General features: G+C 36.3%; 19 protein-coding genes. 6 read left to right on the top strand and 13 right to left on the bottom strand.

Annotated features, from left to right (window positions below):
• Positions 1–96: 96 nt before the first annotated feature.
• From BLT30_RS07245 to BLT30_RS07215, 7 genes are all read right to left on the bottom strand, one after another.
• Entirely contained in the window at positions 97–780 is a 684-nt protein-coding gene (locus tag BLT30_RS07245) for an SCO family protein (protein WP_089872781.1), read from the bottom strand.
• Positions 777–1,046: a YHS domain-containing protein gene (locus BLT30_RS07240; protein ID WP_089872779.1), complete on the bottom strand. Its 270-nt coding sequence runs from the start codon at positions 1,044–1,046 to the stop codon at positions 777–779. Before BLT30_RS07240 ends, BLT30_RS07245 begins: the two co-directional genes overlap by 4 nt.
• A 108-nt stretch (positions 1,047–1,154) precedes the next feature.
• Positions 1,155–1,520 carry a hypothetical protein gene (locus BLT30_RS07235; RefSeq protein WP_089872777.1) on the bottom strand — a complete coding sequence of 122 codons (366 nt, stop codon included), beginning with the start codon at positions 1,518–1,520 and terminating at the stop codon, positions 1,155–1,157.
• A 140-nt stretch (positions 1,521–1,660) separates the two neighbouring features.
• Complete coding sequence (locus tag BLT30_RS07230) at positions 1,661–3,415, bottom strand: endonuclease (protein ID WP_089872774.1); 1,755 nt, start codon at positions 3,413–3,415, stop codon at positions 1,661–1,663.
• Positions 3,416–3,436: 21 nt separating this feature from the next.
• Positions 3,437–3,970 carry a tRNA methyl transferase PRC-barrel domain-containing protein gene (locus BLT30_RS07225; protein WP_089872772.1) on the bottom strand — a complete coding sequence of 178 codons (534 nt, stop codon included), beginning with the start codon at positions 3,968–3,970 and terminating at the stop codon, positions 3,437–3,439.
• 168 nt (positions 3,971–4,138) lie between these two features.
• Positions 4,139–4,816: a response regulator transcription factor gene (locus BLT30_RS07220; RefSeq protein ID WP_089872770.1), complete on the bottom strand. Its 678-nt coding sequence runs from the start codon at positions 4,814–4,816 to the stop codon at positions 4,139–4,141.
• Positions 4,806–6,110 (bottom strand): sensor histidine kinase, encoded by a 1,305-nt coding sequence (locus BLT30_RS07215; protein ID WP_089872768.1) that lies wholly within the window; start codon positions 6,108–6,110, stop codon positions 4,806–4,808. The genes BLT30_RS07220 and BLT30_RS07215 overlap by 11 nt, the downstream gene beginning before the upstream one ends.
• Positions 6,111–6,359: 249 nt before the next feature.
• On the opposite strand from BLT30_RS07215, the gene BLT30_RS07210 reads away from it, so the two are divergent.
• The 6 genes from BLT30_RS07210 (at position 6,360) to BLT30_RS07185 (ending at position 15,131) form a co-directional block, all read left to right on the top strand.
• Positions 6,360–8,711: an outer membrane beta-barrel family protein gene (locus tag BLT30_RS07210; RefSeq protein WP_089872766.1), complete on the top strand. Its 2,352-nt coding sequence runs from the start codon at positions 6,360–6,362 to the stop codon at positions 8,709–8,711.
• Between the two features lie 205 nt (positions 8,712–8,916).
• Positions 8,917–9,516 carry a hypothetical protein gene (locus BLT30_RS07205; protein ID WP_089872764.1) on the top strand — a complete coding sequence of 200 codons (600 nt, stop codon included), beginning with the start codon at positions 8,917–8,919 and terminating at the stop codon, positions 9,514–9,516.
• A 402-nt stretch (positions 9,517–9,918) separates the two neighbouring features.
• Entirely contained in the window at positions 9,919–10,248 is a 330-nt protein-coding gene (locus BLT30_RS07200; RefSeq protein WP_089872762.1) for a hypothetical protein, read from the top strand.
• A gap of 11 nt (positions 10,249–10,259) precedes the next feature.
• Positions 10,260–12,638 (top strand): hypothetical protein, encoded by a 2,379-nt coding sequence (locus BLT30_RS07195; RefSeq protein ID WP_139166600.1) that lies wholly within the window; start codon positions 10,260–10,262, stop codon positions 12,636–12,638.
• A gap of 75 nt (positions 12,639–12,713) precedes the next feature.
• Positions 12,714–13,346, top strand: coding sequence for a hypothetical protein (locus tag BLT30_RS07190; RefSeq protein ID WP_089872758.1), 633 nt, complete (start codon positions 12,714–12,716; stop codon positions 13,344–13,346).
• A gap of 630 nt (positions 13,347–13,976) precedes the next feature.
• The gene (locus BLT30_RS07185) at positions 13,977–15,131 is read left to right on the top strand and encodes a transcriptional regulator (RefSeq protein ID WP_175487143.1); all 1,155 of its coding nucleotides are present in this window, start codon (positions 13,977–13,979) and stop codon (positions 15,129–15,131) included.
• A gap of 89 nt (positions 15,132–15,220) precedes the next feature.
• Here BLT30_RS07185 and BLT30_RS07180 read toward each other — a convergent pair whose 3' ends face one another.
• The 6 genes from BLT30_RS07180 to BLT30_RS07155 form a co-directional block, all read right to left on the bottom strand.
• Positions 15,221–16,357, bottom strand: a complete 1,137-nt coding sequence (locus BLT30_RS07180; RefSeq protein WP_089872754.1) for a 1-acyl-sn-glycerol-3-phosphate acyltransferase — start codon at positions 16,355–16,357, stop codon at positions 15,221–15,223.
• A 124-nt stretch (positions 16,358–16,481) separates the two neighbouring features.
• Positions 16,482–16,865, bottom strand: coding sequence for a hypothetical protein (locus tag BLT30_RS07175; RefSeq protein ID WP_089872752.1), 384 nt, complete (start codon positions 16,863–16,865; stop codon positions 16,482–16,484).
• Positions 16,849–17,409, bottom strand: coding sequence for a LemA family protein (locus BLT30_RS07170; RefSeq protein WP_089872750.1), 561 nt, complete (start codon positions 17,407–17,409; stop codon positions 16,849–16,851). Before BLT30_RS07170 ends, BLT30_RS07175 begins: the two co-directional genes overlap by 17 nt.
• 26 nt (positions 17,410–17,435) lie before the next feature.
• Positions 17,436–18,665: a UbiA family prenyltransferase gene (locus BLT30_RS07165; RefSeq protein WP_089872748.1), complete on the bottom strand. Its 1,230-nt coding sequence runs from the start codon at positions 18,663–18,665 to the stop codon at positions 17,436–17,438.
• Between the two features lie 41 nt (positions 18,666–18,706).
• On the bottom strand, positions 18,707–21,076 hold the full coding sequence (gene tamL / locus BLT30_RS07160) for a translocation and assembly module lipoprotein TamL (RefSeq protein ID WP_089872746.1): 2,370 nt from the start codon (positions 21,074–21,076) through the stop codon (positions 18,707–18,709).
• A complete protein-coding gene (locus BLT30_RS07155) occupies positions 21,076–26,109 on the bottom strand; it encodes a translocation/assembly module TamB domain-containing protein (RefSeq protein ID WP_089872744.1) in 5,034 nt (1,677 codons plus the stop codon). Before BLT30_RS07155 ends, tamL begins: the two co-directional genes overlap by 1 nt.
• Positions 26,110–26,418: the final 309 nt, after the last annotated feature.

Raw genomic sequence — 26,418 nt, 5'->3', positions numbered from 1 at the left:
ATTTGTCATATGTTATCGCCAAAACTTCAATGTTATTTAATATTAGAGAAAGTCTTGGCGATTTCATAATAACTTTTTTTAGTAATTAGACATTTATTATTTTAATAATTTTCTGATATCTTCTATCAATTTTTCCCTGTCCGGATGGTACTTTCCTCGCAGACTGGTTTTTGTTCCAGCTTCATCTTCATAATTCAAACCTGAATAATAAAGAACCGGCATATTGTTCTCATCGAACCTGCAACGCAGATTGCCTTCTTTGTCCACCAAAGCGATCATCCCGCTGTGGTTGAGACTCTCCGCATCATCTTCCTTGTCCCCTACATAGATATCGAACTTATCCGCTAAGTTACCGATATAATCTCGGTTTCCCGATAGAAAATGCCAATTGGGTGAGGTTGCACCAATCATTTTGGCGTGATTTTTCAGCACTTCCGGCGTATCGTTTGTCGGGTCTATACTGATGGAGATGATCCCGAAATCCGGACTATTAATTTGCTCATCGATATATTTCATATTCGAATTCATCACGGGACAGATCGTGGGACAACGGCTGTAAAAGAACTCTACGAGATAAACCTTCCCCAGCATATCCTTATCGGTAACCTTTTTAGAATTCTGGTCTGTGAGCGCAAATTCCGGGACTTTCATTACCGTATAAAGACTTTTCCTGAAGTAGCTCATCCCAATTCCTATGACCAAAAATAATACCGCAAAAATGACAATGGGCAGAATCAGTTTGCTTTTTTGGAAAGACTTCTGTTTCTTTCTATTTGTCATTTCAGGGCGTATTTGGTTGGATTTTTCCTGAATTCTTTTTTGCAATGGTCACTGCAAAAGCCGTAAGTTTTGCCTTTGTAAATGACAGTATCTTTCAGGAATTCGACTGTTTTCATATGACAGATCGGGTCATCGGCATTCACGACCTTTACTCCCTTGAGGTCGGTCTTGGGTTTCATCTTGGAAACCTGTTTTACTTTGGGTGTTTCCTGTGCACAAGATAGTGCAGACACCGAAAGCAGTATCATCAAAATATTGAATTTCATTTTTTGAAGTTGATTTAATGATAAATTTTAAACGCAAAGGCGCAAATATTTTTTAGCTATTAACTGTTTAAAGTCGCAAAGACTAAAGTTAAAAGCTCGCAGATGTTATTAAGCCAACGGTGGATGGAATATCCTTGAATCTAATGAGAAATTGTAGAATGAACTTAAATAAGAATTCTGTTTTTGATTGTCCAAGCTGAAATTTAAATTATCCAGAACTGTGAAAATATTCCCTACAGTAAATAATTCTGAGAATACGGAAAGTTTTAATTGGTCTTGTTTTGCAGAGTTCTGAGAAGATTTGGAAAGTTCTTTGACCAAGTAACATTTTCCTTTACAGTTCATTTCTTTTTTTGCTCTGTTTTCGCAAAGATTTTTGGTGATGTAATTGTAATTCACGGTATAATCAATCAACGGCATTACCGGTCGTAATGCAATTATGAAAATGATGAATAAGGAAATTAAAGCTTTCAATACAACAAAAATAAAACATTAGTCCCGGATACCAAATGATATTTGACAGTAGATCGTAAGAGTTTACTGAAACTTAATTTTGAAAATAAAAAAGGTCAGAAGAAAAAACTCCTGACCTTTTTATTATGATTTGAAATTGATCAATCAACAATTACTTTTGTGCTGCTAGATTTTGTTTTCACAAAATAAACACCTTTAGAAAGCTTTTTCAAGCTGATCTTTTCGTTGTTGTTAACATTATTGATCGTCTGAACCAATTGTCCATTGGCAGTGTAAATCTGAACTGTTTCGTTCTTAGAAATTCCACTGATGAACAATTCGCTGTTCTTAACAGGGTTTGGATAAACAGTCAGTTTTTGGTTTTTAGAAGCTGATTCTTCAACTGCCATTTTCGCATAACAAGTCCAAGATAAGTTATCAAAAGATACCCTGTTGCTTGTTGTGTCATCTACTAGCTCGATCACTACATTGCCATCTACGTTGATATCATTGATCGTATAAGTCTTGGCCGTTTTGGAATAAGGAATCTGGCCCTTCACCACTCCATTGATCTTCAAAGTATAATTACCATCCGAATCACTGAAAGGCAGATAGGTTTTAACCGTCAATGAACCAACACCTCCAGAGATTGTAGAAGATTTCAACGAACCTTTTCTCAAACAGATCGCTCTGTTGTTATCGCCATCGATATGAATTTGTTTATCTGTTCTGGCATAAGTGGCAGTCCATGTAATGCCTTTATTAACCCATTGTCTATCAAGGTAAGATGAGTTAGTAGCTGGTATAGTTTCAAAATCCTCAGTTCCACAAGTTGTCTCTGGCTCACCTGGATTTCCGTGTCCTGATGTTGTGCTCTCTACTGTATCACTATTGTTAGATTTATTACCTGCCGCATCTTTTGCTACGACATACAAAATATAAGTTGTAGAAGAATCAAGTCCTGAGACTGTTCCGCTCGTTGTAGTAACCGTAGTTTTATATGTATTGTTCGCATAGATATCATATCCGCTAACCCCAACATTATCGGTAGAAGCTGTCCAGGATAATGAAATGCTAGAAGAAGTAGTTCCTGTAACACTAAGATTTGTTGGTACAGTTGGTGCCTCTGTATCAGTAGTACTTCCGCCATTGAAAGTATCCGGCCAAGTATTCTGAGCCGCAGGCCCACCCCAAATAACAGTTGCCAAATATGGGTTATCGATGAACGGGTTTCTGTTCTTTTGCGTGTTAGCCACCACATTGTTTCTTTGTCTTTCGAAGTCAGAAACCGGGTCTTCAACATTCCATTTCAAAAGGATATCCGGAAAGTCTGAAGAGTATGTCGCCGGATTCATTGTGATATTCAAAGGCAAACATCTTGTGTTATATCTTACATACATATACATTAGAATTCTCGCTACATCACCTTTCCACTCTTCACCCGGATACCATCCACCACGGCTAGTTTTGTAAGCTGTAGCTCCAGTTCCGTCATCAAATAACAAACTTCCTCTTGTACTGTTCAAAGTATTGTCTGCGGGACGAAGGTGGTGACCATCTGCTCCAGGACCAGAAGTTCCCAAGTTAGGTGTTCCTTTGGATTTTGCATAAACGTGCTCACGATTCCAAGAACCATTGATAGCACGGCTTCTCTGGTGTGTTCCGGAAGCTTGAGAACCGTAAATCAACAATAGATTTGAGGGGTTTTGTGGGTCAACATCACTACTTTTCAAAAGCGTTTGCAATTCGCTGTAAGAAATGGTTTTGGTGTGTGTTGTTGTGATTAAAGTTGCAAGTTCACTCTTTAATTCGTTTTTAGTTTTGTTGAAGTTAACTCCTGAATAGTAAGATGGAGCCGACTGTGCAAAACCAACCAACGAAATAATACTTGCAAAAAAGGAAATCTTTAATTTCATAAGTAAATATTTAATTATTTTTTAATAACTCTTTATAATTCTATTTTGATAAATGATATCGAACGGGTTATCCTCAACAGTTACTGAGACTTTATTTTCAAATTCCAGGAAAAAACTTTCATCAAATCCGTAAAGTTTAGCTGAAAGATCATCTTCATTTATTGATGTTGAAATTTTCACATCAATCCCTTTTTCTAATTCTTCTTTCGAAAAACTGATATCATTTAATTTTAAATTTTCGCCAAGACGAATGGTAGCTATCGATAGGCCCGGATGTGAGTCTCCTGCGCCTACAAAAAGCATGTTTTCTTTTACATCGATCCAGATGACATACAAAGGCTCTTTTTTTCCACCTACATTGATTCCTTTTCGTTGTCCGATCTTGAAATTTTCTACTCCCTGATGTTCTCCGACCAGAAAACCATCAAACAACGAGTACTCTTTTTCCCGGGATCTCCAGATGAGTTCATCTTTCTTTGAATGAAATCCTGGCAATTCTCTACTATAAATTGGAGAACTTGCAGGTATTTCAACTATTTGGCCTTTTTTGGTCATCTAAAACAGAATAATTTTTTTGTAACAACCCCTATCGATATCGGGGGCGCTAATATAGAAATTTATATTTAAACAGAATATAACTTATTATTAATTTCGAATTTTTAATGAAATTTTATGATTTACGCAAAATCAGCAATAAATTGAATTTATAAAAAATGAATTTAGTTATTCAGGAAATTCGACTTTGAAACCGATGCCGCGAACAGAATCGAATCTGATCCTTTCATCTTTCTGAAAATATTTGCGCAATCTGGTCATAAAAACATCCAGACTCCGGCCAAGAAAGTAATCGTTTTCGCCCCAAAGTGTTTCAAGGATTTCTTTTCTGTTAATGATTTTCTGGTTGTTTTTAGAAAGTAAAAGCAACAACTCGGATTCTTTCTCGGTCAACTGAGTCGTTTCATCATTGAAAAGCAACTGAAACTGTGACGGGATGAAAGAATAATTGCCGAGTTTAATGATTGCCTTTGTAGAATTCTGTTGTCTTTTCAGAATATTTTTGATTCGTAAAATCAATTCTTCTGGCTCACAAGGTTTTGTGATATAATCATCGGCACCAAGTTTTAAACCTAAAATTCTGTCAATACTTTGTCCTTTTGCTGTCAGAAATAAAAATGGAATATCAGAAGTCTTTCTAATTTCTTTGGACAATTCAAAGCCATCAATTACTGGTAACATTACATCAAGAATTGCCAATTGGTATTGATCAATCTGTTTTTTATTTTTCAGAATTTCTTCCGGATTCGCAATCCAATTGACCTCAAAATCGGAAAATTCCAAATATTGTTTCAGAACCATTCCCAGATCCTGGTCGTCTTCTACTAATAAAATCTTAGGCTTCATTGGGGATCATTATTTTAAATGAAACACCTTTCTTTTTTGGATTCACTTCGATATCGCCTTTGTATTTATCAATGATTTTTTTAACTAAAAAAAGACCGACTCCAAGACCGTTCACGTGAAGATTTTCATCTCGCGTGATGCGATAATATTTATCAAAAATATTTTGTTTTTCTTCTTTAGGAATTCCGATTCCGTCATCGGAAACTTCCATTTCAATGGATTTATTTACTTTAATCAAAACCTGAATTTCCTTTGCACCATATTTTGATGAATTATCGATGAGATTATCCATAATTTGCTTGAAATCATTTTGAAACAACGATTTATTCTCAGTAAAATCGATTTTAATTTTGAAATCGATTTTATCAAAGGACTTTTTAATTTCTGAGAAGTAATTTTCAATCTCTTTTTTATCAATCAAAATATCATCAGAATCGTTGTTGTGAATGGACGAAACAATAGTCTCCAGACGTTTGATTTGGCGTTCCAATAAGGTTTTGGTTTCAGAATCAGAAGATTGGGCGATGGAAAATTTCAGGGTTGTAATCGGCGTGTTCAGTTCGTGAGCAATGGAATCGATGGTTGTGTGGAGCTGTGAGATCTTCTTTTCTTGGCGATTCAGGTTTTTGATACTGTTTCGGAATAGAATTACAATCAGAATCACAATCAACAAACTAATGATAATCAACGGAATGATTTTCTTTAAAACTAAAATTTTGACATTCAAAAGTTGAAAGCTCGATTTAGATTTTACCAGATAATAGTTTTTTTCATCCAGCTTCAAATCTGTATTTTCCCTGGTTTGGCGGCTTGACCATTTGCCTTCGTTAATTGTCAATGGTTTTGACATCTTTTTTACAGTTTGATACAAAATAAGCGAGCGATTAGTCGGTAAAAGCTCCTTTTTCTGAACTTCATCCAAAATCGAATAGATTTCGCTTTTCATTGCAATCTCAAAACCTGAATCTCTAATATTGTCTTTAAGAGTTTTCTCCAATTTTTGATTGTATAATTTCTCTGAACTGTAAATCCTTTCGGGATGTAAAATCTGTTCTTTTTGTATCGTAATTCCTTTTTTCAGTCTGTCGAAATCGCCAACCAATTTTTCTTCATTGGTTTCGTTTTCATATTTTTCCATTGTTTCCAACGTTTTGTCTGCAATGATTCTCGCTTGTCTGTTGAGTTCTTTTTCCTCGAGACGATAAGAATTGTAAATGTAATAGCCTTGCAGAACAACCAAAATAACAAGGCTGAACGTGAACAAAATCATCGTGATGTTTCTCTTCCGATTCATATTGATTTTTCTAAAACCACAAAGGAGCAAAAGTTTATTAATTATTACAAAAATCCTTCGACTCCGCTCAGGATGACATTTCTAATACTAACTGTTTACATTGTCAGGCTGAGCGGAGTCGAAGCCTTTATTTAATATTCCAAAAATACAATCAAATTTCTTTCAAAATAAGCATTAACCTTCCATTAACCGTTCATTAACAAAACTTTCCTGCGTTTCGTCTCAATTTTGTCAAAATAATTGAGAACTATGAAAACTTATTTGATAATGATATTGATGATGCCAACTATAATCTGGAGTCAGACTATCAAAGGACACATCGAGAATGAAAATCAGGAACCTATTTCCGAATCAGGCATTGAAATTAATGAAAACAAATCGATATTCTATTCTGACAAAGAAGGGAATTTTAATATTGAAGGCATTTCGAAATTTCCTGTCTCAATAACAATAAAAAAAACAGATTATCAGGATTATGAAATCACACTGGAAGAAGATGAATTTCTGAATATCATCCTCAAAAAAGACACTGTGAAATCCATTGAAAGTGTCACAATAAAAGCCAACAAACCTTTACTGAAAAGAAAAATCGACAGATTGGAATTTAACATCGATAAAACGCCACTTCAAAATCTAAATGCCTGGGACATCTTGAAAAACACACCCAATATCTTAGTGAAAAATGAGGAACTAAGTGTTCGTGGAAATTCTCAAATCATAGTAACAATAAATGATAAGAAAACATTGATGACGCAGGAACAATTAAAACAACTTCTGGAAAATACCGATGGAAATAATGTTTCTTCCGTTGAAGTTATCACAAATCCGCCAGCAAAATATGAAGCTCAAGGAGGCGCTGTTATCAATATTAAAATGAAGCAAAATGTGCTTTCCGGCTACAAAGGAAGAATCTCAACAAGATATACGCAAGCGACTTATTCCAAAGGATTAATTGGAACGTCGCAGTCTTATAACACAGACAAATGGCAGTTGACCGGAAACTATAACTTTGTGACCGGAGATTATGTACGATATAATTTTGATGTTGTAACCTTTGACAAAGACAAAACCCGCTGGGAAAGCGATATGGTGAGAAAAACACACGCTCACGAACAGCACGTCTATAATTTTTCCGGACAATATACAGTAGATAGTTTGTCCACCATCCAGTTTGGTTTTGACGGTTACAATGCGCCCAACAACAATGGTCATTACAATGTTCCAACCAATATCTATAACACAGAGAACAATCAATTACAATCTTATTATCTGACATCCAACAAGAAAAGACAATATGATAACAGTTTCAATTCTTATCTGGTTTATGATAAAAAGTTCGGAAATCATAATCTGACCTGGACCAATAACTCCAGTACAAAACGCTTCAAGGAAAATCAGGATGTTGAGACTTTACTGAATTTTGACGGGCAACCTGAAAGCAATAATAGATTTGCGAACAACAGTATTCAGGATATTTCGCTTTATGCCACACAATTGGACTATCGATTTTCAAATGACAAATTCACGTTGGAAAGCGGACTGAAATACAGCTTTGTAAACAATAAAAATGACCTCGATTTCTTTGACGGAACAAGCGGAACTTTGATTCCTGATTTAACAAAAAGTAACCTATTTAATTACAAAGAGAATATTTTTGCTGGTTATATCTCTTCAGAATACAAATGGAAAAAATGGGAAATGAAAGCTGGTTTGCGTTCGGAAACGACTCTTATAAAAACCAATTCGGACAATCCTGTGGTGGAAAACAAGACAACAAGAACCGGGCTTTTTCCTACGTTTTATCTGATGTATAATTTGAAAGAAGACCAGCAATTAGGATTCTCGTACGGAAAAAGAATCGACCGACCGAACTATGATTTCCTGAATCCTTCCAAATCTTATTACAACCTATATTCTTATTTTCAAGGCGATGCCTATTTGAAATCGACTATCATTCATAATCTTAGTTTGACCTACACTGTAAAAGACTGGAATTTTGAAGCCTGTTACAGCTATATCAAAGACCCTTCTATGGAAATTTCTATTCAGAATCCGCAGACTTTTGAAACAGTTTATAATTATACCAATATCGACCACGGACAAAATCTGGGAGTCAATTTCTCCAAAAGCATTTCTATAAAGCCCTACTGGAAACTGAATCTTTTTGGAATGGGAGAATTTCAGGAAAATTATTTTATGGGAACAGACAAAATTCTTTACAAAAATGATGTCTTCTTTTACAATGCGAATGTTTCGACACAAATCACTTTGGACAAAGCAAAAACCTGGGATTTGAATGTGTCTTATGTTTACAATTCCAAGACGATCCAGGGTTCTTTTGACATCAGTTCATCTCAGAGAACCAATATCATCGTCAATAAAAAAATGTTTGATAAGAAATTGGAAGCGGGTTTGGTTTTCAATGATATTTTCCGAACAGATAAGAACATAATCTCGACAAGATATGCTGACCAAAACCAGTATTTCAAAGATTATCGTGATACGCAGTATGTTATGATAAATCTGAAATATAACTTCGGAAACCAGAAAGTGAAAGATGCAAAAGCCGGACGTAAGACCGATGAGCAGAATAGATTGTAAAAAAAAACCAGCAAAAAGGTAAATCGCATGATTTACCTTTTTTATTTACATAGCAATTTACCAAACAAAAATTATAACTTAATTATCAATACTTTAAAACAAAATAGTACAATTATAGTATATAGAAATCATTGTTAATAAAGAGGATTTCTATTCATTTGCACATCAATTCTTATGGATATCTGTCTGGATTGAAAAAACACAAATGATGAAAAAAAATACTCTGGTTTCACAATTTCTTGTGAGGACTTTTGGTACATTTTTATTACTTATTTCTATTTCGGGCTTTGCCAAAATTCATCTTGACGAGGATATTGTTTCAAGTATTGAAAACAAATCCAAGTCATCAGAAGAACAAAGTCCTCAACCTGAAAAGGCCAAGATCTATGTAACTGAAGGTGTAGTGATCACTAATTTAAGCAATAATATAGAAATTGTTTTGATTAGAAGCAGGTCCAATAAAAAAGAGAAGAAAAAAAGCAGAACAACGCCAGTTGTAGTAACTTTTAAGCCCAAGAAACAAAAATACACGATAATAAAACAGGCTGTTATCGTACAGAAGTTCATCCCCAAACCTTACTCTTCAGAATTATTATTTGGCAAGGCTAGCAAGTTAGATACTGCAACAATCACTTCATCTCAAAATTACAAGTCAAAAATATATGCTATAAAAGACTTTGTAAAATTTACTTTATTTATTTTCCTTGTAATTTTCCTTGGTTTTTATACCTACAACATTAAAATTCTAAAAACAGAATCTTCTTTATATTCTGTGCGTCCTCCCCCATTTCTCGGTATTTTATAGACAATAGTCTGAAAAAAGACTTGAATAAGCACAATTAATTATAAAAACGATGAAATTAAAATTATAAACCGCTTACTTCCAAGTTATGCGATTCGTTCCTAATCGCAAATGCAAAGGGCATCAAAATACTATCAATAGCATCAAAAGCTCTTGAAATGGCAATTTGCTCTGCTGCTTAATTAAATAAAGGCTAACACAGAGATTGAATTTTTTAATCTTAAACATTTTGATCTTCGGAAATACATCTTTCTGAAGATCCGGATACCCTTATGCCAAAATTTAATGGAGCTAAATAATTTAATTCCTTTAGTATAGCATGGTTACTATTTACAAAGCCTTGTAAAAGTGAACATATTATAACTGCACCAAAAACTATTTTTTTAAATCAAAAACATTTCAAAAATGAAAAAAATTATTTTCATAATCTCTGCCGTGTTTTCCATATCAGCTTTTTCACAAGTTGATAACAAGACTCACAATACAACAAAAACAGGTCTCATTGCCGAGATATGGACAGGTGATGAACTCAGGACTGCCGACAACTTTGAATTCACGGATAAGAAAGTTGTATTTATATCAGAACCGGATTCTAAGCCACAAGGCAGGACCAATAACATCACCGCAAAGGGATATTATTACTACGATGCCAGCAGTAGAAAATGGTTAAGACTAGAGCATCTGCCATACAATTCTTCAGTTAATCCACTTGAAAAAACAAGAAATAAACATTAATAAGGGAAAAAATGAAATTAATATTAAAAAACACAAAAATAATTGTCCTGATGCTTTTTCTTTTATCGAGTATAAATGGTAATGCACAGGTAACATGTAGTGGAGGAACTACAAATATACCAAGATCCGGCTCTGTGGTGGTAAACGGTGTGACCGTCACCACTACTTATACAGGTGATATTCAAAATTATTCTTATGGTGCCTGGTCCAGTTGCTCAGGAGCAGTTACCACATCCAACAATTCATTACTTGTAGGTGCTGGAGACCTATGGAACCCAACAGCCTACAGTCCCTGGAGTGTCACGCTAAATTTCAACAAGCCGGTCAATGACCTGGTAGTTGTTCTAACTGCAACAGGAACAGGCGGATACCCTTCTTATAATGAAAATTTTATATTTAATTCCAATGGAGGTACAGTCAACATTACGGCTGGAACAAACTGTTATTCTACAATAAGTGGTAACACCATTTATTCCGGTGCCGGAGCTCCTCTTGACACAAGTGGAACAAGTGGCGGCGGCGGAGGGCTGTTCAAAATATCTGCACCCAATGCTTATACAAGTTTGACCATTAGCGGAAATGGAGGTTTAGCAGGTTCACTCATGGCAATATGCGGAGTATCGATAAAACCAGCTTGCTCAGCAGGAACTACAGCGCCTACAGTGAAGAACCTATCATACTCTTGTCCTGCTACTTATATAAATCTCAACACGGCACATACAGGAACGGTTCCGTCCGGAGCATCATTGGTATGGTTTACAAATAGCGCACATAGTGGAACGGCGCTTTCTGGAACTCAGGTCACACAGGCTGTCGCAGGAACATATTACGCCTTTTATTATGATAGCACAAACGGATGTTATAGTCCAGCTTCAAATTCTGTTGTCGTAACTAATCCTACAATCACTGCTCCATCCGTCCAAAATCTATCATACTCCTGTCCCGCAAATTATGTAAATCTTAACACGGCACATACAGGAACTATACCTTCCGGGACATCTTTGGTCTGGTTTACAAACAGCACACATACGGGAACGGCACTTACAGGAACTCAGATCACACAAGCTGGTGCAGGAACATACTATGCTTTTTATTATAGCAGTACAGGAAACTGTTACAGTTCAGCTTCAAGTCCTGTTGTTGTTACAAACCTTACTTCTTTGGACAGTGACGGAGACGGGATTCCCGACGCCTGCGATCTAGACGATGATAATGATGGGATCTTAGATACCGAAGAATGTTCAAATGCCTCACAACAGCTTATTATTTATTGGAATAGCGGAAATTATACTGCCTCAATCTACACATCTGCTCTCACAGCATCCAATAGTATTGCAGGTGCCGGATTAAGCAGAACACTTCAAACTTCGCATAATTACCAGCAACTTTCAGGAATCAATGCTGTTAATGAATCTCAAGCGATAGCAAATAATGAGTATATAGAATATACAATAACTCCTAGTCAATATATCGCTATAAAAAGTGTGGGATACTATTCGATGAACTCTGCTCAGACAGGAGAAGATACACAATATCATTATTTATTGAGAGTATCTGATGATAATTTTTCTACAAGCAATATTTTGCATGGAGATAAGACCTACAATCCTAATCTGGGAGATCTGGTTTACAGTGTAACAAATGGTACTTTCTATATGCAACCAAACAAGGCTTATAAATTCAGAGTATATTTTTATACCGTTAGCGGAGGTGCTTCTGCAACTATAGGACATGATGATTTTAAACTGATCGGATTTGTCGAATGCGACACAGATGGCGACGGTATTCCTGATAGATTAGATCTGGATTCTGACAATGACGGCTGTTTAGATGCTCTGGAAGGAGGTGCTGACATTACAACTTCCCAGCTTGTAAATGCCGCAGGTAACGTAAAAGTAGGAATCGGTTCCACTGCGTCTAATCAAAATCTATGCGCTAGTTCAGCATGTGTGAACAGTAATGGAATCCCTCAATTTTCAACCTTACCCGCCAACTATAGCAATATTACAGGTCAAACAATCGGTAGTTCCCAAAACAGCCTTATAAACAGCTGCACAACTTCTAATTTATGCTACAAACCTGGAGCTACAGGAGGAATAACACTAGAAACCAGCCATGGTATATCAGCATTACAAAGAGCTGGTGAAGATGATAAGGATAACTGGCCAATGATTAGGAAAGGAGCATGGACTGTTCTAGAATCCAAAGAAAAAGGATTTGTCGTAAACAGAATTCCTGCAACCGCCAATCTAAACCTTATTTCTAATCCTATCGAAGGAATGATGGTATATGATGAAGAGGCAGATTGTCTTAAAATATATACCATCAAAGAAGGAACAACAACTCCAGCTTGGTATTGTTTCAATACTCCGGCTTGCCCGAATCAATAACAAATAAAAAGATAGCAGAGGTGAAAAACTTTAAAAATCACCTCTATATCTTTCTTTCTAAACACAATAAAAACAATGAAAAAAAGTATTACAGTACTATCAATACTATACACAACTACCATCTTTGCACAGGTAGCGATTGGTAAAAAAGCAACAACAGCAGGATCCGATATTTCCCTTGAATTTTACGACTCTGCAGATAATGTCAAAGGAATTGTTATCCCATGGGTATCTACAATACCAGACACTCCTGTCGTTTATAATTCTACAACGGGGTCAGGATACAGAGGAATGCAGGGAACAATCGTAGATGGGACAATTATTTTTGACCTGTCGGACAAGAAGATGAAATATAGAAAAGCCGGTGCATGGTTTGACCTTACAGGAGATCCTACTTTTCCGTTGACGGTTAAAGACAAATCAAATAATGACATTACGTTCACACAGTTCAACAGTATTGACTCTTCATTACAAGACGAGAAAAAGGAATCGAATAGCGCAAAGGTAACTATTGGCATAAATGGTGAAAGCGATACAACTTCAGGGATCCTTGTTTTAACAGACACCAATAAAGCAATGGTATTACCCAAAGTAGCAAACCCACATCTGAACCTCATGAACCCCACTCCAGGAATGATGGTATATGACACGACCAATCGACAATTAGCTGTCTATAATGGTACGATATGGTCTTTTTGGAAACCCTAGAATAATATTGACGATTGGTCTATAATGAATCAACTGAATTTTACATGATCTATAACAACCACTCTTCGTCTTATTTGTGAAAGTATAGACAGAGTGGTTTTTAACTAATAACTATGAAATAAACTAAATTAATTATAAACATAATATATTATAACAAAAATATTTGTTAGATATTTACAAAATACACACTCATAATAACTGTAATAAATCATTATATCAAAATAATTTATAATATTAATTTTGTTTATTCGAATAAGTTGGCCTTCTACTACTATGAATAAAATCTTACTATATATATTGTTATGTCTTCCTGTTATTTTTTTTTCACAAAATGGACAAAAAATTAAAGAGATCGAAGTGCTATTAGATTCTTCTTATATAAAAACAACAGAGTTCGATCTGCCCGGAGCAATTAAATATGCACAGAAAGCACTAAGATCAAGCAATCAAAAAAAATATTCGCGCGGAATAGCTATCAGTAATTTTCGCATTGCCCAGTGTCTAACGGAATTAAGCATCTATAAGCAAGGGTTAGAATACCTTGATAAGGCACAACATGAAAATCAAATTCTAAAAGACCCGAATTTAAATTTTGAGATAAGAAGGGTTCGTAGCCGGATATATGGCAACATGAAACTACTTCCAAATGCCATTTCTGAAAGCAAAAAAGCATTAGAAACCATTCCGGAATTAAAAAAAGATGAAACTGAAAAAAAATTTGCCCAGACTCTAATTAATGAAAATATCGCCTTGATCTATAGATCAATGGAAAAACCTGATTCTACATTTTATTATCTTAACGAAAACCAACTGATATTAGAGACACTGGAAACTCAAAAATACCTTTCAAGCATCATTAATAATTATGTAGAACTAGGCAATTATTATCTATCCACACACGATCCAAAAGCAGCCCGGTCCTTCCTGAGCAAAGCGATCAATACAGCAAAAACCCATAACTACCCTTTTCTTTCTCATACATTCAGGTCCTACGGTGATTTGATGATATATAATAAAGAAAATGATTCTGCAATAATATATTACAAAAAAGCGCTAGAAATCTCTGAACAAACCAAATTAAAAAGTGAGATTCCGCCTATTTATCAAAAGATGAGCAATGCGTATCATCTTTTGGGGAATAAAGTTCTGGAAGAAAAATATAAATTACGATCTCTCGAGCTTCAAAACAACCTGAAATCCGAAATGCTTTCTGCATCCAGCCTGATAATCAATTCTATCCTTTCTGATCAAAAAGATGAATTCACAAAAAAAGATGCAAAAGCAAATTATACGATAATCACAATAACGGTTGCTGCAATCGTTCTATTTGTAACTTTATGGTTATTATACAGGAGAAAGGTCAAAAAATTTAAACATTTAAAAAAAATATCTTCTCAAAAGGAAAAAATGCTTATTCAACAAAAGGAAGAGATCACGCTGCGTTACCGAGAAGATACTCGAAATCTGGAACAAAAGATCAATCAATCCTTTGATGATATCTTTGCTTTGGCAAAAAGTAATAATCCCGAATTTTTCACACGTTTTCAGGAAGTCTATCCAGAAGTGATAAGCGCCATACTTTCCATAGATAGTAAACTAAGAATATCAGAATTAACACTTTGCGCGTACTTTTTTCTAGGCTTCACTACAAAAGAAATAGCACTATACACTTTCAAATCAATAAATACTGTTAGAAACAGGCGACAGAACCTCCGTAACAAATTACAAATACCAGCAGATGAAGACCTTGAACTATGGTTTAAAACTTTGTCCAGAAAGAATTAATATTAGAACTATTCCAATAGGAAAGCCAAAATTTAATATATTATTAATATGGCTTTGCATTTGATTGATCGATGATGTATAAATTAAAATTATACATTATCGTCTTGTTTGGCCTTATTAGTTACCGGATTGGCGTACATCTCAAGAAAACTATTTTTCAGAGTCTCATCGGAACTATCGATACGCATTTCCAAACGTCGCTCGAATAATTGCTTTTCCTCTTTTGTGTAATGTTCAGAATACCGGTCAGTTTTATGAAGAAGGTCGTAAGCAATATATTTGGTTGGCCAAAGTTTATAGTTTTTTATGATGGAATCATCTATGACCTGAGCGATCGCCTGAAGTTGTTTGTTCTTGTTTTCATATTGTGATGCGATGTTGTCCAATTCTTCATTTAGAATATTGCCTGCATGTAGATGGATATGTTTTTTTTGTCCCAAGGCACCACTCAGAATTGTCTTGAAATCTTCATTATCATCTTTGGCATAGGTCTCATTTCTTGATTTTGCCATCAGTTGTGGCAATTTTAGCGCATCTGTAGGATCATATTCATAAGATATCGATAATGGGACTATTTTCAGGCTTTTAAAAAAATCTATCAATGGTATATCACCACCAGCCATTGCCAACATCTTCAGTATACCTTGTTGTGTAAAATCATTTCCGTCTTTGGCTCGGCCTTCTCGCTGCGCAATCCACACAGAACGATTTTTCTTCTTCAAAAGATCATAGATATATTCTGACAGAAGTTTCGAACTGCTCAACTGCTCACGAATTGGCAGATCTCTTTGTACCAAAAAATTTCGGGTCAATTTTGCCAAAATATTGATAAAAGAGTTTTGGATAAGATTATCCCCAACTGCAGAAGCCGTCAGCATCAATCCGTTATCCAGCAATACCAGATTCAACAAAGAGGTGTCCAATACAATATCTCTATGATTTGAAATGAAAAGATAAGCTGTATTTTTATCCAGCTTATCAAATCCAGAAGTACTTAGACCATCTGAACTTTTATTAAGGATCTGACGAACGGTATGCGAGATGATCCGATTTTGAAAATCATTTATAGAATGTATATTTTTAAACTCATCAAGCCAAAAATTCTCATCACGATTTGGAAATGTAAACTGCATGAGCGCTTTCATCATCGGATGTCTGGCCACATTTAGCAAAGCTCCATTCACTTCTTCATCATAAAAATACCTGATATCATCGATCTTCGACATAGTTCTGTTAAAATAAGATTTTGCAAAAAAACGAAAATTTATCGGACTTATCTCCTGAGATCTATAATAATCAGAAGCAACAACAACCTTGTGATCAAATCAAATGATAAACACGTTATAATGATCAATTATTCAAAGGTTTCTTTTTCAATTGGTCCTGATCGAACTTCTTTCTCAAACCAGCGGCATTCACTATGACAAAAGCGGTGATGCAGAGATACATCGAGAAGTAGACCATCAACATCTTAAGTCCGGAAACACCCATGAACATTAGCAAGATCTGAGAAACAAAACCCATAAGCCAACCAACCATAAAAATAACGGTCACAGAAAAACCAAAGATACCAAGACTCTCGATCGGTTTGTAAACACCAATTTTTTTTAATATCCAGAGCGGAATTATTAAGATCACCAGTGCAAAAGGATGAAATGCAGCAAAAGCCACCAAAACTCCAGGTTCTGCTTCTATATTTCGCAGGATATCTATCATATTAAAAGGCAATTCCATCGTATTTTTTTTCTTGTTCGGAGATCTGAAGCAATTGCTTTTTCCCGTAAAGCATCATTTTTGCCAAAATCAAATTAGGGAATTCTGCAATTCCGATGTTGTACATCGTCACACTTTCATTATAAAACTCTCTTCGGTCAGCAATTGCATCTTCTATCTGAGAAACACGACCTTGTAGCAATTGGAAATTCTGATTGGTTTTGATATCAGGATAATTTTCCGCAATAGTGAAAATCGATTTCAATTGCTCCTGCATCTGATTGGACAACTCCACTTTTTTTTCAGCCGAGTTGGCATTAAGGAAATTGGTGCGCAATTCGGTCAACTTCGTCAACATGGATTCCTCGAACCTCATAGACTCCTTCACCACTTTTATAAGATTCGGAATTTCATCGGCTCTTTGCTTCAAAAGCACATCGATGTTCACAAAGGATTTCTCAACATTATTTTTGAGCATCACCAATCTGTTGTAGGTCGAAACAATCACATTCAAAAGTCCTAAAACGACCAGTCCTAAAATAACGTAAGCGAAAATCTGTATCATAGTTTTGTATTTTTTTTAATTTAAATTTATTCTGATGGCTTTGTTACTTCTGCACCTTCAGCTTGTTGTTGATCAGTACTATCAATTGGTTTCGTCTGTTCATAGCTATCATAGATGTTGTCATAAAAATCCGTGACAGATCTCACAGGTTTTGAATTTTTAAAAGGCAGATCCATATTGATCTTTCCAAACTTTAAACCATTATTGGTCAAACTGATCGGTGTAAGAAAGATCAATGCAGTCAGGATCACCCAAAAATAAACGAAATACCCGGCAGATTGTAGAATTGGCCTTAATGTATTATAATTTTCCACACTTTTTACAGGTGAGATCCCGAAAACATCTTTGATCTCTTCCTTTTGAAAAACAGGTTCGTTATTTTCCTGCAAACCAGCTTTACCTATGAGTAAAACTTCCATATCCTCTTTCAGGAGATATTGCGTGTATCGCTTCATCGAGGATTGATATTGCTCATCAATCTCAAAATCTATGAACTCAATATCATCGGTTACCACTTTGATTTGACCAGATTTATCTTGTAGGAAAAAAGGATTACAAATGGTTTCCGAGGATTCCAAAGAGTAAGAATCTTTACCATCTTTGTCCGTGCTTACAGTTTCTATCGTATAAAGATAGCCAATGCACTCTTTTTTTCCGATACGCGCCATCATCGGCTCAATTGTCTTTGACGTTCCAGAGATCTCTGCCAATCCCATTGCCACAGAACGGATATTGGAAGTTGGAAGTGTGCGCTGGAATTTGTAGAACCTTTTTTTGTTATTTGGTTTTAAAGATGTTAAAAACGGAAGAATAATGAATACAATGATGATAAAATAAGGAACACCTAATGATAGGACCAATCCAAAGAAAATCAATCCGGAAAAAGTCAATAAGATCTTTTTCCAAATAGGAAGTGCTGGTTTTCCACTTCGTTTTCTGCGTTCATCTTCTTCCTTGGAACTTTGAAGTCCACTTCTGATCGCTGAGACAATCATCCCGAGAATTCCTAAAACAAACACAGAAAGAAACAAAACAATTGCAACTAGTGCTCCCGATCTGCTGTCATATAATGAAGCAAGCCAGATCAATAAAGGATTTAGAACAAAGAAAAGCCATTTTGGTTTGAGATCGATCTCATAAAGTCCCATCAGAATAACTGTATGGAAAATAGCTACGAAGACGCTCATGAGCATCAACATGAAAAGAAGCCCGTTATCAACTTCTAATGTTTTGTAGAATTCTGAAAACTCATTCATAGGCAGAAAATACGTTCATCAAGCTTTGGCTAAGATATAATTTAAAATGGATATCCGATCGCAATATTCAGGATCAGGTTGTCTTTTCGCCAGGAGCTGTCTCCAAATTTCACTCTATCCAAAACCCAACGGTCACCTTTTTCATAATAAGGCACTTTCAAAGGCATTGCAAGATCTAGTCTCAAAACAAGAATTGAAAAATCCAGTCGTAAACCTACTCCGGCGCCAACCGCTACTTCACTCAAGAAATCTTTGGAGAACTTTCCACCAGGTCTTGTATTGATGCCTTGTTCATTGATATCATCATTCACCAACCAAATATTTCCTGCATCTACAAACGCGGCCACATTCAGGAATTTGTAGATATTGGCTCTGTATTCCGCATTCATTTCCAATTTGATGTCACCTGACTGGTCAAAATAGAAAGTCGCATTCTGAGTTCTAGGATCATAACTTCCAGGGCCTAATGTTCTTGCTCGAAAGGCTCGGATACTGTTACTTCCACCCACAAAAAACTGTCTGGAATAAGGCACAAATTCTGAGTTTCCGTACGGATAGGCAATTCCGGCAATAATTCGAGAAGCGAAATTCGTCTTCTCATTGAATTTGTGGTAGAACCTGAAATCGTGTTCCATCTTCGCGTATTGACTGAACGGAACACCGAAAATATTTTTCTGATCGCCTTTTTTCGCGTTTGCGCCTGTTAGAAATCCTGTGATATTTCCTGCCAGATCCAACATTCCACGGTAATAGATCGTGTTGGTCTTTGGCGAAGTGGTGTTGGTGTAAGTGTAAGTATAAGTTGGTCCGAAGATCAGTTGCTTATCCACAACCCTTTGCAAAGTCGGATTGGCTGGAATTCCATTGGCTGGATCTCCGTTGATCTGTTGGCGGTATTTTTCAGTTACAGTTTGAGGTGCGACCATTGTGATATCGATGACCTTCAGATCATGTTCTTTTCTCACATTTTCTTTCCAAACATAACCAAATGACGCATTGAAGTTGTGTAGTGTGTACAATTCCGTACGACTTTGATATTCATAACCCAAGTTGATATTGGTCCTCGGAACGAATGCACTGGAGGAATTAAATCTAAACGGCGCAACAATTCTAGGAATAGAAAGTTGTGTATTCGCACCAACCCGGATGATGTTGTTCGCATCTTTCGGTCCACCCAACTGCACATCGAAAGCTCCATAAACAGCCGCTTTGAATTGCTCAGCACCACGGAAGAAGTTACGGTGCGTCCAGTTCAGGTTCACCTCGCCTCCACCATAATTGGCTGAGTTGGTTCTTCCCAAAGTTTCCAAACGCAATGACTGGATCTGTCTTGGTGTCAGTAAATAATAGGCATCGAATTTATGATTCAAAGAATCTGAAACCACGAACTCATTCTTCACAAATTTGAAAACGCCCAAGCTGATCAGTCGGCTCAAGGTTAGATTATGGTCTTTCCTGTTATAGACATCTCCTGGTTTGAAGTATAAAGCGCGGTCAAAGATCCTCGGTTTGAATTTATGTTCCGGATCGATTACATAGATATCTTCATAAGCATATTTGGAAAGGGAATCTTCGCTCATTGGAACACTATATTTTCCGTCTTTCACATCACGAATGTTATAATTTGGGAAAACCACTACTTTATCAATGGAAAATTGTTTCGTTGCCAGATAAGGTGTTTGTTCCTTCAGTTTGACATTCAGTTCTACTTTATGATTTTTTGCCACCGTACTATCTGCCTGAACGATGATATTGTCCGGATGGAAATAATAGAAACCTTTTTCCTTCAATCCATTATCAATTCTTTCCCGTTCAGCTTTGATGACACCAAGATCAAATGGATTTCCGACTTTCAAAAGGGATTTGTCTTTCAAATTCTGAATTTCCTGATTGATCAAAGTAGAATCTTCCTGAAACTTAACCTGACTGATCAAATATTGATTTCCAGGCTTAACTGTATAAATGACCTGCGCCTTCTTGTTTTTCGAAACCGTATCGTAAGTCGCCTGCGCATTGAAGTAACCTTTGTTTTCGGAATAATTAACCAAAATATCCTTGTTGAATTCCTTATCGACATCGCCTAGCAAAACTGGTTTTTCTCCAAATTTATATTTCAACCAATAATTGAAACCTTTCTCTTTCTTAGGTTCTTTGGCAATATTGTAAGCATACAATTTTGGTCTCAGTCCAAGAAAACTTGAGTTGGGTTTCGGCGTCAGATTTTCTTCCAGTTCAGCCTTCAAAGCTTTCTTTTGCTTTTTCGGAAGGCTGTCGCTTTCAATTTTAACTTCGGCACCTGTATAAAGCATTTGTCCGTCTTTCAGAAATTTGGTATTGCTGCAAGATGAAATGATCGCAATGGATGACAAGGCAATAAATGGTCTAAAATGGATTGGAAATTGGCTCTTCATTATTTAAAATCTACTACTTGGTTATTGTTTTTTTCTCGTTCTCTTTTTCTTTTTTCTCGCTTCGAACTCTGGAAGATCTCACGGAATTTATCATAATCCAAAGTGATGATGAAACCAACTCCGGTTTCCACGATCTGACCTTGCAAAGCCACCTGGTATTCGTTCTTACGGTAAGCCCTCAGCATATATCTGCCATCTCTGGAAAGACTGTAATCTATTGTGACATCGCCTGCGATATTGGTCGTACTTTCATTTTGTCTGGCGTCGCCTTCCAATCCGAAGTTACTTCCTACAGAGACTTTCAGACGGTCATTGAGCAATTTTTTACTGATATCGACATTCAGATCTGTTCTTGTATTTTGAGTTCCTGTTGAATAATCTTCAGAGGACTCCAGATCGAAATTCAAATCAACACCTTTTATCAAGTCGGAAGCCAAATTATTTAATTGTTGAGAAAGGATCTTGCTCACACTTTGTCTCGCCAAAGTTTCTGTGGAAAGTCCCGCACTATTTTCGAAAGGATTTTCACCAATGAAACGATTCAGTAAAAGTAAAGCAAAAACCTGCTTGTTCATTTCATTTTCATCGGTTCTGAGTTGAGTGAGTTTTTGATCTACAATATCTTTTACGTTGGACGAAACGGAATTATTTTCCTCGTCGGTCGTGATATCAAACGTGATGGCAGGTTTTAGCAATTCACCTTTCATCTGAAGCAACGTATTGAATTCCATTCTCTGTTTGTACTGGTTGAGCGTCGCTGCACTTTCTCCACTGATCTGCTGTTCCACAAGGTCAAGGGGCGCGGTCTGGGTTTTATAAATTGCCGTGATGTCAAGTGTTGCCGCGGTCGGTTCGCCAGTCCAAGTGATCGTGCTTCCTTTTTGGATCTCGAATTTACGTTTCAAAAGACTCACGGTCATATCATAACTTCCCTTATCTACTTCGTAAACGCCGACCAACGTGGTTTTTCCGGATGGATCGATTCCGCCAGTCAATTCTGCTTCACCTTGAAGTTTTACAAAATCGCCGTTGGCCTTGTCAATGATCACCGACATCTTCGCTTCCTTGCTGACCTCGATGTTTACGCTAACATCCATTCCTTTGATCTTATTTTTGGCGGCCAAGGAATCTGCAACAATGGTTTTGTTTAATGCGATCTGGTCTTGATCAATAAATTCCACAATGCCGTCTCTTTCCTGCAACGATGGACTTGATTGAGGCAAAACAAACGTAAAATCTGTATCATCCGAAACTGCCAATCTACCATCAACTTTTGGAAGGTCTAGGTTTCCTCTCACTTTTAAAGCAGCGTCGATAGACAAGATTCCGTACATCAAAGCGTCATTCGATTTTTCAGAATTTACGACTTTGAAATCTTTTGCATTAATATCAAGATTAAAGGCAAAATCCCTGTAGGTCTGAGTCAAAACCTGACCGTCAATCTTAAGTGAATTCCCGTCCTTGTCATTAATTTTAAAATCATCAAACTCAATTCCTCGGGTGGTGAAAGCTATTTTATCATTGATCTTTCTGAAATCACTTCCAGTTTGCGCGATCATCAATCCGACATCATTCATTTTCACATCACCGAGAATTTTCGGCTCAGTCGTTGTTCCTGTAATTTTCAAATCGCCTGAGAGATAACCTTCTGTATTTGTGATCGCATTCATAGAAAGACCTTGAAGCGTTTTCATCTGAAGTTGATTCATCGCAAGATTCAAATCAAAACTACTTGCTGAAGTGTTGTAATTTCCTGTGATTTTCACATCATTTTCGTTCCCGGAAAGCGCAATATCAGCACTGATGATATCAGCCGACGTGTTATTGGCCTTCAAAGCAAGATTCCCGACCGGACTTCCGTAAACGAAAAGGTCAGAAACATTGATGTCGGCGTTGAAGTTCATTTTCTTGTTCAGATCTCTCAACTGCGCTGTTCCATTGATCATTCCTTTTGCCAACAACGAATCTTTTTTGATAATCTCCGTAATGGTTTCAATCCTGAAATCTTTCAAAATGATATTCAACGGACTGTTCGGCGAAGTATTTTCTGATTGAACCAAGATCTCACTTCCAGAATTTGATAGTCTAAAATTATCAGCGAAAATCCCTTGACTTCCAATCTGGATCTTGTTACCGTCAGCAACCGCCCAATCCATATAATTTAACTTCAAACCATTTGGGTTTAATGAAATTTCTGTAATGTCATTCATCGACTTGGCGTTACCTGCGATCAGGAATTGCGTGGCGTCTTTTTCGTCTTTCGTTGTAATGTTATAATTAATAATATTATCCGCGACATCACCATTGATATTGACTTTGTTCAAAGCAAAACTTTCACTTTTCAAAGCTGCAACATCGAGATTGTATTGTAAAGCTTGATTTTCGTTGGTGATCTTCAAGTTTGTATTTTCAAGTGAATTGGTGCCATACAGTACTTGCGGAATCTTTGCATCAAGTTCTATTTTTTGAGAATCTGCGTTGTAATTTCCAGTGATATTGATGGTTTCAAAGCTTTTTAATTCCGGAACGAACTTTCTGATCAAATCATCGTTTTTAATCGTTGTGTTGACCGTGAAAAATTGTCCAGCATCAATCTTCGCCGCTTTTCCAGGTTTTTGGAATTGATAATACTGGTTAACCGTTTGTGACAATGCACCGAAGATTTGGGTCAGTTTGTATTTTCCGTTCAGTTCCACATCTGCGATCTGAGAATTGAATTTAATCTGCGTGGAATCTGCTGTAGAAACGGCTAACAAATTCACTTCCTGGATGGGATAAACTTCTTTGGTATCAGAAATGGCAAAATTCTTAAGATTCAAATATCCATTCAAATTATCCGGGTCGAGACTTTTGAAATCACCATCGATTGCGCCAGCCAAGATCATTGGCGAACTGTAAAAACCAAGTTTGTTTAAATCTAATTTGTTGATATTTCCATTGACTTTCACCGTCGGATTTTTGTCGTCATAAACGCCGGAAGCGGTCAACTGAAGATTTGCATTCGGATCTTTTGAATTAAGAACAATGTTATAAGCACCACGATTGATCTTGCCAACCAAATTCATATTTTGATAACGATAGCCTTTGTAGGTCGCCGATTGCACGTTGCCAACAAGGTTCGCATTAGCCTTTTTGAAATCAAAACCTTCACCTTTCGCAGAGATCTGAGCGGTAATTGCACCGAGATCTTTGTTTTGAATGATCTTCCCTATTTGTAGATTCTGAAGATTCGCTTTCACATCGTACAACTCACGGTTTTTTCTCCGCATGTCAACTTGCGCTTTTATTCCGGCATTTCCAAGTGTGGAATACAGACTAAGATTTGTATTTACAACCTTTGTCGTACCTTTCGCAAAACCTTTGATACTGAAGTGGGAAGGCAGTGAAATGTTGGACGGGATCGTGCCTTTTGGGACCAAATTGAAAATCGTTCTTCCGGATGAAGCTAATTCGCCGATCCTTAAATCGTAATACAAATTGTCAGGATTCATCGCATTTCGGATTCTTCCTGAGGCATTTAGACGGAGTTGATCAAGACCAGAAACCTTCAGTTCATTGATCAAAAGGTCATTTACCAGACCTTTTACATTGGCATTGACAGAAAGAATTGCGTTTGGATATTTGCTAAATGGCGCGGTATTTCTGAGCGTTGGAACCAAGTTCAGAATATCAGAAAAACCGATTTTGGAATCTTTGATATTTGCAGAAATCTTGACTGAGCCAGGATTTGCCGATAATTGCTCAATTGAATTATAATTAAGGACAACCTCGTCTCTTAAAATCGTCTTTGAAGTTTGAAGATAAAGGTCTTTCAGATAGGCTTCTTTGTCCGAGTAAACAAAATCCGTATTGAATTTCTGAATATCCAAACCTCGTGATTCCTGGATCTCCGCAAATCTCACGCTTCCTACAAAACCATTGTTTTCCATTTTGAAATCGCGAACATCGAAGTTCAGTTTTCCGAAATTAAGATGGTTAAAATCCATTCCTGACTTCGTTGGCGCAACTGCTGTATTATTGTAAGCCACTTTTACATTCTCAAAGACCAATTTTCCGAGAAGCACTTTCATTGCTTTTTCCCGCGTTGTATTTTTCGAAACTTCTGGTGCTTTTTCTTCTTTCGGATTGGCGTTTGAAGCTGGAAGGAATAAGTTGGCGTTGATGTTTGCACCTGTCAAATAAACAGTCCCAACGTCATATATATTATTTTGAAGGTCGAGATTGTTGACTTTGGTGCTTAATTCCTTGAACAGAATCTTCGCAAAAGTTTTAGAATTGTCATCGCCATAATCGATGTTGAAATTAGTCAGTTTGATTCCGCTCAAGCCCAACTGCATTGGTTTTTTCTGATTGAGCGAATCCACTTTATCCTCCACATTTTTGGAAACTTCTTCGATCAGATCTTGTTTCAGTCTTAACTTCAAACCATCCAGATTGATGTCGTTGACCGCATATTTGTTATTTTGAAGGTCGAAAGTTTTCACCCGCGTATCGAATGAATTGAAATATAACTTGATATCATTTTTAGATTGCTGATCATTGAACGTAACGCCAATATCTTTTAGATTGATTTTATCCAGAGAAATGATAAAAGGCTTGGACGGGCTTTCCTCTTTTTCCGAAGTTGCGAACGCATCCATAATATAATCAAAATTGAATTTCCCCTGCGGATCGCGGACAACATTAGCGCGAACGCCTTCCAGATCTACCGACGTCAGATCAGCTTTCGAATTGATCAATTGCCACATATCTAATCCAACATCAAATTTTCTGACCGCCAAAAGCGTGTCGACTTTTTGACCTTTCAAGTATAGATTCTCGATGACCAAACTGTTTGGAAAACCGATGTAAACCTTTTCCAGGCTCACTTTTGTTTTGATCTTCCCTTCGAGATAGACAATCAATTTATCCTTAATAAAATTCTGTACGAACGGAAGTCTTAAGCTAAAAATCAGCAACACAAAAAAAACCAAAATAGCAATTATGGTTCTGATAAAACGTCTGAACAGCTTTCCTTTATTGAGTTTTTTCAAATCTTGATGGTTTACAAAATATGCTACAACAAATACCGTACTATAAAGGTGTTTTATTAAAAATAATTTATCCTGATCATGTTATAATTTACAAATAATTATTTTTTCTTAAAATTATTCTTCAAGATTTTTAAAGAAGGTAAATTTTTTTGATCTGGATAAAGTTCTATTGTTTCGCTTCCCGGCAAAACAATTTAAAACTACAATTAAACAACTGATTTACAAATAATTAAATCCAAATTCAATTTAAATTAATATATAAAACCTAAATTTTATTTGGAAGTTAAACTAAAAAGTTCATACTTTTGC

It is taken from the genome of Epilithonimonas hungarica, assembly GCF_900102265.1.
Lineage (GTDB): Bacteria > Bacteroidota > Bacteroidia > Flavobacteriales > Weeksellaceae > Epilithonimonas > Epilithonimonas hungarica.
This window is presented reverse-complemented; position numbering and strand designations above follow the sequence as displayed.